Annotated in this window: 8 protein-coding genes and 1 tRNA gene; 3 read left to right on the forward strand and 6 right to left on the reverse strand. The window is 67.6% G+C overall.

All coding sequences use genetic code 11. The features are described from left to right. Positions 1 to 214: 214 nt before the first annotated feature. The gene (locus PHN62_RS17185) at positions 215 to 1,954 is read right to left on the reverse strand and encodes an OmpA family protein (protein ID WP_300152644.1); all 1,740 of its coding nucleotides are present in this window, start codon (positions 1,952 to 1,954) and stop codon (positions 215 to 217) included. A gap of 354 nt (positions 1,955 to 2,308) precedes the next feature. Continuing rightward, on the reverse strand, positions 2,309 to 3,574 hold the full coding sequence (locus tag PHN62_RS17190) for a type III PLP-dependent enzyme (RefSeq protein WP_300152645.1): 1,266 nt from the start codon (positions 3,572 to 3,574) through the stop codon (positions 2,309 to 2,311). A gap of 293 nt (positions 3,575 to 3,867) precedes the next feature. Here PHN62_RS17190 and mepA point away from each other — a divergent pair, with 293 nt between their 5' ends. Continuing rightward, on the forward strand, positions 3,868 to 4,749 hold the full coding sequence (gene mepA / locus PHN62_RS17195) for a penicillin-insensitive murein endopeptidase (RefSeq protein ID WP_300152646.1): 882 nt from the start codon (positions 3,868 to 3,870) through the stop codon (positions 4,747 to 4,749). 47 nt (positions 4,750 to 4,796) lie between these two features. Here the strand turns inward: mepA and PHN62_RS17200 are convergent. Then, positions 4,797 to 4,880 (reverse strand) — tRNA-Leu (locus PHN62_RS17200). A 48-nt stretch (positions 4,881 to 4,928) separates the two neighbouring features. On the opposite strand from PHN62_RS17200, the gene lipB reads away from it, so the two are divergent. Continuing rightward, entirely contained in the window at positions 4,929 to 5,678 is a 750-nt protein-coding gene (gene lipB, locus PHN62_RS17205; RefSeq protein ID WP_300152647.1) for a lipoyl(octanoyl) transferase LipB, read from the forward strand. On the opposite strand, the gene PHN62_RS17210 is transcribed toward lipB, so the two are convergent. The 3 genes from PHN62_RS17210 to PHN62_RS17220 all read right to left on the reverse strand — a co-directional run bounded on the left by PHN62_RS17210 (position 5,671) and on the right by PHN62_RS17220 (position 8,091). Further along, on the reverse strand, positions 5,671 to 6,579 hold the full coding sequence (locus PHN62_RS17210; RefSeq protein ID WP_300152648.1) for a patatin-like phospholipase family protein: 909 nt from the start codon (positions 6,577 to 6,579) through the stop codon (positions 5,671 to 5,673). The two genes, lipB and PHN62_RS17210, sit on opposite strands and share 8 nt — an antisense overlap. 118 nt (positions 6,580 to 6,697) lie before the next feature. Then, on the reverse strand, positions 6,698 to 7,747 hold the full coding sequence (locus PHN62_RS17215) for a quinone-dependent dihydroorotate dehydrogenase (protein WP_300152650.1): 1,050 nt from the start codon (positions 7,745 to 7,747) through the stop codon (positions 6,698 to 6,700). Continuing rightward, positions 7,747 to 8,091 carry a DUF952 domain-containing protein gene (locus PHN62_RS17220; protein ID WP_300152652.1) on the reverse strand — a complete coding sequence of 115 codons (345 nt, stop codon included), beginning with the start codon at positions 8,089 to 8,091 and terminating at the stop codon, positions 7,747 to 7,749. The genes PHN62_RS17215 and PHN62_RS17220 overlap by 1 nt, the downstream gene beginning before the upstream one ends. 331 nt (positions 8,092 to 8,422) lie before the next feature. On the opposite strand from PHN62_RS17220, the gene PHN62_RS17225 reads away from it, so the two are divergent. Further along, positions 8,423 to 9,794: hypothetical protein (locus PHN62_RS17225; protein WP_300152654.1), on the forward strand; the 1,372-nt coding region annotated here is incomplete at its 3' end.

Here is a 9,794-nt window from a genome sequence, read left to right on the forward strand (position 1 = left end):
CCTCATTTCCACCAGGTCAAGACCCGATTTCAAATTTCAGAGACTGCAGAGCCGTCCGCCGAAGCGTCTGCGCCGTCGGTGAGCGGTTTATAGGCCGGGAAAACCAAACGAGCAAGAACTATTTTCAGCAAAACGACGTCTTTTTTGCATTTTCATGAAAAAAGGCGGCCCACCGGGCCGCCCAAAAGAGGGATCCTGTCATGAAATCATCGTCTTAGGGCAGAATCGCGATTTCCACCCGCCGATTGGCCGCCTCGCGCACTTCGTCCGCCGTGGAGGTCGCCTGGCCCGCCTCGCCCGCAGGAAGCACCTCGAAGACCACGCTCGAACCCAGGCGCTTCTCCAGACCGAGTCGCACGGCCTGGGCGCGGCGCATCGCCAGAAGCTGATTGTAACGCGGAGAGCCGGCGCTGTCGGTGAAGCCCGCAAGGCTGATTCTCCGCGCCTTCCGACGACGCGCCTCGGCGGCGATATCGTCGAGGATGTCCTCCGCCTCAGGAGTCAGGTCGTTCGACCCGAACTCGAAGAAGACGGGCAGCCCGCGCGGCCGCTCCTGAGCAGCAGCAGCCATCGCCTGGCCCGCGTCGCTCCCGCTCGCCTGAGGCGAAACAACCTGGGCGCGGGGAGGCTCGGCCGGAGCGGAAGGCGGCTCGGGAAGGATCGGACGGGGCGGCGCATCCGCCAGCCCGACCGCGGGAAGCGAAGAGCCCGCTCCGGGCGCGGACAGGGCCTGAGGCGAGGCGGAGATCGTCCCGCCCATCGGCGCAGGGAAGAGAATCGCCAGATCCTCGCCCCGCGGCGCAGGGGCCGGAGCGCGCCCGGAGCCGCCGTCGTGGAGAACGACCCCAGGCGTAGCCGCAGGAAGAGCCGCATATTGCGGGCCCTGCAGCCCCGCCTGCGCGAAGCCCGCAGCCGGAGCGCCCGTCCAGGACGGAGGCGCCAGCACCGGACCCGGCGCAGCCATGGAGACGGAGACCCCTCCTCCCTGAGAGCCCGCGAAGCGCGGCGCAGGCAAGGGGCCGCTCAAGCCCTGAGGCGGCATCGACAGAATCCCGGTCGGAGCCGGAGCGGGCGTCGGAAGATCGACGCTCGCCGCATAGGTCGGGGCGTCGTAGGGAGCCGAAGGGGAGCCGCGCTGCGATTCCACCGGAGACGTCACCTGATAACGCGCATAGGGAAGCGGCGGCTGAGCCGCAGGCGCGTAACCCGTCGCCAGAGCGGGCGGCGCCTGAACTCCCGAAGCCGGAGGAAAATGCACCTGAGTCCGCACCGTCACGGCGGGACCGGGAGCCGCATAAGCGATCCCCTGCGGCGCAGAAAGGGGACCCGCCGCCGGATATCCGGCCATCGGAGGCGGCATGGAAGGCCCCATCGGGCCGACCACGAACTGCGGAGGAAGCTCGTCCGCCAGACGCGGCGCGCCGCGAATCGCGGCCTCGAGCCGGGTCAGAGCCGTCAGGGCCGCCCCCTGGCAGATCAGCATCTGACCCGGATCCGTCCCCGCGCCCGCCTCGCGCAGCCAGCAGTCGTAAAGCGCCTGGGCGCGCGCCGCGTCCTCGGCCGCGTGAATCCGCACGCCCTCGTCGAAGACGCCGATCAGACGACGGCGCACAAGAGCCGCCTCCTCCGCAAGAGGACCCCGAAGACCCGCCTCGCGGGGAGTCAGGAGCTCCACCGCCTTGCCCTCGATGGCGAGAATCGAGCGAAGGCCGTAGAAATCCGCGCCCTGACGGTCGCCGCGGTCGTAGGCGCGGCTCGAAAGCTCAAGGTAACGCTGCTGAAGCGCGAAGGTGAACGGCTGAGCCTCCGCCATCGACACGTAAGTCGGTTCGGCGATCAGCGCCTGACGCGAGCCGCCCCCGCATCCCGCCAGAGCCGCCGTCGCGACCCCCAGAAGAACCCAGACCCGAAGCGGCCGACGCCCCGTCGCATCCGATTGGTGATGTAAGGACATGATCCTGTCTCCGGCTGACCGCCCGTAGGGAAAACTGCGCGAGGTCGATCCATTTCGGGACGAAATCGCGGAAGTCCCCGGAAACCGAGCAAGGGAGGCGCCAGAAAAGCTTCATCCGCCTCAAGGCGGCGAGACAGGAAACGAGACGGAAGATTCTGAAGAGCTTAGGCGAAGACTCCCTGCAAGGCCCGCAGCCCTCGCCAGAACACCCGAAGCGCAGGCGGAAGCCCTGACGCCGGAAGAAACCGCAAGCCGACCCGAAATGAAACAGAAGCGCGCAGACATGGAAAAGCCCGCACCCCGGGGGATAGGGGATGCGGGCTTTCGGGATGCAGGCCCTGCGGCCTCGGGATCTCAGACGCAGACCACCTTCAGGGGCGCGAAGCCGTTGAAGCCCACCGCCGAATAGGTCGAGGTGTAGGCGCCCGTCGCCAGGATCCGCACCTTGTCGCCGGCCTCGAGGGCCAGCGGAAGCTGGATCGTCGCCTTCTCGTACATCACGTCGGCCGAGTCGCAGGTCGGGCCCGCGAGGATGCAGGGACCGGTCTCGCCGCCGTCATGGGGCGTCTCGATCACGTAGCGGATCGCCTCGTCCTGAGTCTCCGGGAGGCCGGTGAACTTGCCCACGTCCAGATAGACCCAGCGGACCGGATCCTCGGGGCGCTTGCGCGAAGCCAGAACCACCTCGGTCTCGATCACGCCAGCCTCGGCCACAAGGCCGCGGCCGGGCTCGGCCATCAGCTGCGCCGGAAGAGAGCCGCCGAAGGCGCCCCGCGCGAACTCCATCACCCGACGGGCGTAGACCTCGGCGTTCAGCACCGACTTCTCGTAGGTCGCCGGGAAGCCGCCGCCCATGTTCAGAAGCGAAGGATTCAGACCCGCCGCCCGCGAAAGAGCGAAAGTCCGGGCCGCCTCGCCCAGAGCCCCGCGCCACATCTCGGGCTCGCGGGCCTGGCTGCCCACGTGGAAGGAGTAGCCCACCGGGTCGAGGCCCAGATCCCGGGCCATCAGGCTCAGGCGGACGGCCTCCTCGGGAGGGCAGCCGAACTTGCGCGACAGGGGCCAGTCGGCCTCGCTCGTCTCCATGAGCAGGCGGCAGAAGACCCGCGCTCCCGGAGCGGAGCGCGCGAGCTTCGCAAGCTCCTCCTCCGAATCGAAGACGAAGAGGTCGAGGCCCAGACGACGCGCATAGGCGACGTCGCGCTCCTTCTTCAGCGTGTTGCCGAAGGAGAGGCGGTCGGGAGTCGCGCCCGCCGCAAGGCACATGTCGATCTCGCCGCGGCTGGCCACGTCGAAGCGCGAGCCCTTGCCCGCCAGCATCGACAGCACGTCCGCTTCGGGATTCGCCTTCACGGCGTAATAGATCCGCGCAGGATCAACGCCCCGCGCAAGGCGGTCGTATTGCGCGGCGATGCCCTGGACGTCCACGATCAGGGTCGCGGCGTCATAGGTGGTTCCCGCCAGATGCTCGGCGATGCGGCGCGGCGTCGTCGGACGCGGGGCCTGCACGAGCCGAAGCTCGGGGGCGTGGTGCCCCTCTCGGTGATCTTCGGAAATCTGGGAGTCGTCGTGCCGCTCGGAGCGCGGCTGCGCCCCTCCGGCCATGAGAGCTGCGTTCATAGTCCATCCCCCTCGGACGCGAACGGCCTGCGCCGCCCGTCGAGACCAAAGAAGACGCGGACCGTCGCTGCATAGCTTGGAGGCCAGAGGCGCGTGCGTTTGCGTCGTGAGGCCGAGATAAGCGCTTTCGACGACAGGCGCAAGACGGCTTGGGGCCATGAAGGAAAAATTCCTCCGCGAGGGGTCGGACGCGACCTTTGGGTCACGCTCGTCAGCACAGGGTTAATCTTTGCGGATGAAAGCCTTAGGATGGGGATCCACCCCCTCGGAAGACCCCGATCCGGAGACCCTGAATGCGCCCTCTCCTTCTCGCCCTCGCAACGGCCCTCGGGCTGGCGGGCGCCCTCCCCGACCCCGCGGCGGCGCAGATCGCGCCGCAAGATCAGAAAGGCCCCGCGAAGGCCCTGTTCGGCGCGGTCCGGACCCCCGCCCGTCTGCCCCCCGCCGCCCTCGGATCCTACGCCAAGGGCTGCCTCGCCGGAGGAGTCGCCCTGCCCCTCGACGGACCGCACTGGTCGGTCATGCGGCTCTCGCGCGAACGCAACTGGGGACATCCGCGGCTCATCGACTTCATCGCCCGCTTCAGCGCCCAGGCGCCCCGATTCGGACTCGCGGGGATTCTCGTCGGCGACATGAACCAGCGCAGGGGAGGACCCATGCTCACCGGACACGCCTCCCATCAGATCGGGCTCGACGTGGACGTCTGGCTCAGGCCCATGCTGCCCGTCAGGCCCACCGCCCGCGAACGCGAAGACGTCTCCAGCTTCGACGTCGTCGAGGGACGCCACAAGCTCGACGAGGCGCTCTGGCCGCAGACCTCGCGGGCCATGATCCGCGTCGCCGCAGAAGACCCCGAAGTCGAGAGGATCTTCGTCAATCCGGCCATCAAGCGGAAGCTCTGCGAGGAGACCCATCCGCAGGATCGCGCATGGCTCGCCAAGGTGCGGCCCTGGTGGGCCCATGACGCCCATTTCCATGTGCGGCTCGGGTGCCCAGCCGATTCGCCGCTCTGTCTGCGGCAGGCCCCCGTTCCCGTCGGAGACGGATGCGGCGCCGATCTCGATTACTGGTACACCGAAGGACCCTACAAGCCCTCGGACCCGGACGCGCCAAAGATCGAGCTGACCATGGAGGATCTGCCCCCGGCCTGCCGGGGCGTGCTCGCCGCGCCGTGAGGTCCGGCAAAAGAAAAACCCCGACGCTGGGCGTCGGGGTCATATCCTGGTGCGGTCGAGAAGATTCGAACTTCCACGCCTCGCGGCGCTAGCACCTCAAGCTAGTGCGTCTACCATTCCGCCACGACCGCATTGCGCGGCGATATAGCAAAGCCTCCCGCACTTGCGCAAGCCCCGTCATGCGCATTAGCCATGGGAAAAGAGCGGATGCGGCGAAAGGGTCGGAGATGGCGGTGGAATGGCGAATCTCGCAGGGCTACACGCCCTATCCCGAGGCTCTGGCCGAAATGGAGGCCCGCGCCGCCGCGATTCGCGACCAAGGGGCCGAAGAGCTCGTCTGGATGCTGGAGCATCCGCCGCTCTACACCGCAGGCACCAGCGCCAGACGCGCCGATCTGCTCGAAGCCGAGCGATTCCCCGTCTATGACGCCGGGCGCGGCGGAGAATTCACCTATCACGGGCCAGGGCAGAGGGTCGTCTATCTCATGCTCGACCTGAAGAAGCGTCGGCCCGACGTGCGGGCCTATGTGCAGGCGCTGGAGGAATGGATCATCCGGGCGCTCGCGGAATTCAACGTGCAGGGCGAATTGCGCGACGGACGCGTCGGAGTCTGGGTCCGCCGCACCGACAAGGGCGCGCCCGAACGCGAGGACAAGATCGCCGCTCTCGGCGTGCGCATCCGGCGCTGGACCACGCTCCATGGAATCGCCGTGAACCTCGAACCGGATCTCGGCCATTTCGGCGGAATCGTGCCCTGCGGCATCCGGGGACATGGAGTCACGAGTCTCGCGGATCTCGGAATCCCCGCCGCCATGACCGATCTCGATTCCGCGCTCATCAGACATTTCGACCCGATCTTCGGGCCCGGCGGAGTCTTCGGCCTTCGGGAAGAGACGGGCGAAGACAAGACCCCGCCCCCTCTCATCTGATTCCGAAAGCGCGCAGAAGCTTCGCATGATGCGGCAGAGTCAGGAGCTCCTTCGTGTCGGCGTAACCTTGCAGACGCCAGGATTCCAGCGCCTCAGGCGTGAAATTCAACACGTCGCGCATGTTCATCGGCCCGCCCTCGCGCCGGATCGGCTGCAAGGGACGAAGATCGATGAAGCGCGCTCGGGTCGCGGGAGGGCGCTCCCAATTCGTGTCGCTCAGGCGAATCACGAAGATCAGGCCGCAACCCGCCTCGATCAGGGGCGTCACCGGCGTATTGCCCTGAGATGTGAACCAGCCGCCCTGTCCGCCGTCCGAATAGCGGACGCCCCGAATCTCGCGGGAGGCGTAGAGGCCCGGGATGGCCGCCGAAGCCAGAAGCGCGTCCTGCTGCTCGAAGAGGGCCAGGGACTGAAGGTGCATGAATGTGGAGTCGGGCGTGTCCAGAATGCCCCGCTCGGCCAAGGCGACGCGCAGAAGCGGAACGGCGCCCGACTCGTAGAGCGAGACGTGGAAGGGCTTGCCCCTCTGGAGAGCCGCGAAATCCAGATGCTTGCCCATCAGATTCAGCAGAGGCCTGGAGGAGCAGAGCTTGAGATCGTCCATGAGGACAAAAGGCGCAAGCCGCCCCCCGCTCAGGATCGTGGGGATAACCACACGGTTGAAGAAACTCAGGAAATCGACGCTGACAGGCGAAGCTTCGCCGAGATCGCGCCACAAGGCCCGCAGCGATTCGGCGCCAGACCGCAGATCCGGCGCGCCGGAGATCAGCGCGCCGTTCAAGGCGCCGATGCTCGCGCCGGACACCATGTCGATGCGGACGCCGGCTTCCACAAGCGCCTCCACGGCCCCGACCTGATAGGCGCCCTTGGCCCCTCCGCCGGAGAGAGTCAGACCGATCATTCCATTCCCCCTGAACACGTGAGGGAATCCATGCGTCGGAAAGCTTCATTTTCTCCCAGGAGCGCGGCCTGCGTGCATGAATATCCAGCGTAATCTGAAACAAGGCTCCAGCAGGGCCTCAGGGCTTCTCCGTCCCCACCGCCTCGGAGACGCTCCTGAAGCCGTCGCGCTTCATCAGAGCGGGCAAGCCCCGCGCGATCCTCACCGCGAGGCCGGGGCCCTCGTAGATCATCGCGCTGTAGATCTGCACCAGAGAAGCCCCCGCACGGATCTTCGTCCAGGCCTGCTCGGGCGTCGAGACGCCCCCCACGCCGATCAACGGAATCTCGCCCCGCGTCAGCCGACGCAGATCGCGCAGGACCTGAGTCGACAGCTCGAAGAGCGGAGCCCCCGAAAGCCCGCCCTTCTCGTCGCGCTGCGAATCCTTCAGCCGGTCGCGCAGGGACAAGGTCGTGTTCGTCGCCACGATTCCGTCGATCCGCCGCGCAAGGCAGATCTCCGCCACGTCGGCCAGTTCGGAGGCGCCCAGATCCGGCGCGATCTTCAGCAGAATCGGCGCAGCGCCCTTCCCCTCCGCCTTCAGCGAATCGCGCAGGTCGAGGCAACGGCCCAGAAGCGCGTCCAGAGCCGCCGCGCCCTGAAGATCGCGCAGGCGCTCGGTGTTGGGCGAAGAGACGTTGATCGTCAGGAAATCCGCCAGAGGCGCGAAAGCCCGGATCCCCGCCTCGTAATCGGCGGCGCGGTCCTCCGAATCCTTGTTGGCGCCGAGATTCACCCCCACCGGGCCGGGGTGCTCCGGAAGGCCGCTCAACTCCGCCCGCGCGGCTTCGAGGCCCGCATTGTTGAAGCCCATCCGGTTCACGATCGCCCGATCCGGAGTCAGCCGGAACAGCCGAGGCTGAGGATTCCCGGGCTGAGGACGCGGCGTCACGGCGCCGACCTCCACGAAGCCGAAGCCCAGAGCGAAGAGCCCCGGAACCGCCACGGCGTTCTTGTCGAAGCCCGCCGCAAGCCCGATCGGATGGGAGAAGCTCCGGCCCCAGAGCTCGACGCGAAGGCCCGGATCCTCCGGCGGAGAAATGCGCGGGCCCAACCCCCGCGCCAGGCCCCAGAGCGCAAGGCGATGGGCGGTCTCGGGCGGCAGAAGCCGCAAGGCGGAAGCGAACATCAGATCATCCCCGGCGGAAAGACATGGACTCCATCCGGACCCAGCGGCAAAGGCTCGGACCAGAGCGCCTCCTCAGGATTCAAGGCGCGATGCAGATGCGGAAACAGGGCCCCGCCCCGCGAAGGCTCCCAACGCAGATCAGGCCCCAGAGCCCCGGCGTCGAAGGCGATCAGCAGAAGCCCCGGACGGCCCGCGAAATGCTTCGCCGCCGTCTCGCGCGCCTGAGACGCCGTCGAGAAATGGATGAAGCCGTCGCGCAGGTCGTCCGCCGAGCCCGCGAAGACGCCCAGAGCCGCCGCGGCCCGCCAGAAGGATTCGTCGCAGATTTTATAGATCTTCGTCATCGGGCCTCCCCCAGGATCCGACCAGGATCCGGCCCTCGAAAGGGCTGAAACGGGGTCCGAATGACGCCTCCGCGCGGCTTTGTCCAGCGCAGACCCCGCCCAAGCCGACTTCTGCGCAAGTTTCGCTCAAGGTTTGCGCAACTTCTCCTCAAGACCTCTCAACGCATCCTTAAGCGCGCTTGCGCTCCGGGCGCCCCAATTCATCGCGGAACGAATTCCCCTCAACGCTCTGGCAAGGGCGCTTCGCCATGCTGCTCCCAAAGATCAGGCCGCCGCCAGAGGAGGCCCGCGTCCGAATCCGCAAGGAAAAGGACGAGACGAGGGATGCGAGATGTTCAAAATCCAAAGATGGATCAAAGGCCTGGCCATAGGTCTGGCGCTCGGCGCCACGGCCTCTCCCGCCCTCGGCGCGGTCCTGCTCACAGGCGTGATCCATGATTCGCGCACAAGGGAGCCCATCCGGAACGCGCAGGTCCAGCTCTGGAACGCCGAGCTGGGCGCAGCCCTCGACAGGGCCTGCTATCTCTATTGGGACGAAGCTCCCGACTATGATCCGGTGAGCGGACAGCCCCTCACCACCATCCTCACGACCGGAGCGAACGGCGTCTACAGCGTCGTCCTCGAACACGGGCATCCCACTTGCCCCGATACGGTCGCGCCCGTCCGGATGGAGATGCGCGTCTCGCATCCCGATTACATGATCTCCTCGCTGGTCCCCGCCGAAGGCGGAGCGGCCCCCGAATCCTTCGCCGCTTACGGAATCACGAACAGGGACGGCGCCTATTTCGTCTCCGACGCTCTGGCGGCGCCCTCCGGATGGCCCCGCCCCCCCTACTGGAGCGAATGGCGCGCCACCAAGATCACCACGCCCGTCCTCAACCACCACATCCCGCTCGACGCCCGCGCCCCCCGGCCCGCCGAACTCTCCGGCGTGGTGCGGGAGACCGGAGGCGGCGGCGAGCCCATCCCCGGCGCAAGGATCGTCGTGAGCGGGCCGAACGGCCAGCCCCTGCCCGCCGTCTGCCTCTTCGGCGAAGACGCCGCGCGGACCGCCGATCCGGAAGGCGGCCCGAATCCGGGCGGCTATCTCTACCGCATCGACATCGGGGCTGACGCCGCCTGTCCCAGCGGCGGAATCTATACGGTCACGGCGAGGCCTCCCGCAGGCTCGACCGCATATCCTCCGGCCGCCGTCGATTCCAAGCCCTCCGACCCCCTCTCCTTCGGGGGACGCGACCAGGTGGATCCGGAGCTGACCCCCGTTCCCGCTCCCGTCCTGCCCGCCGAACTCACCGTCGTGGTGCGGGATTCCGAAAGCGGCGAAACCATCCCCGGCGCAAGGGTCGTCGTGAGCGGGCCGAACGGCCAGCCCCTGCCCAACGCCTGCCTCTTCGGCGAAAACGCCGCCCAGACCGCAGACGCCGCAGGAAGACATGTCTATCGCATCGATCTGGGCGCTGATGCGGCGGCCTGCCCCAGCGGCGGAATCTATACGGCTACGGCGGTCCCTCCCGCAGGCTCGACCGCATATCCTCCGGCGGCCGTCGATTCCCGGACCTCCGATCCCCTCTCCGCAGGGGGACGCGACCAGGTGGATCCGGAGCTGACCCCCGTTCCCGCTCCCGTCCTGCCCGCCGAACTCACCGTCGTGGTGCGGGATTCCGAAAGCGGCGAAACCATCCCCGGCGCAAGGGTCGTCGTGA

This window comes from Neomegalonema sp. (assembly GCF_028688855.1).
GTDB lineage: Bacteria > Pseudomonadota > Alphaproteobacteria > Rhodobacterales > Rhodobacteraceae > Neomegalonema.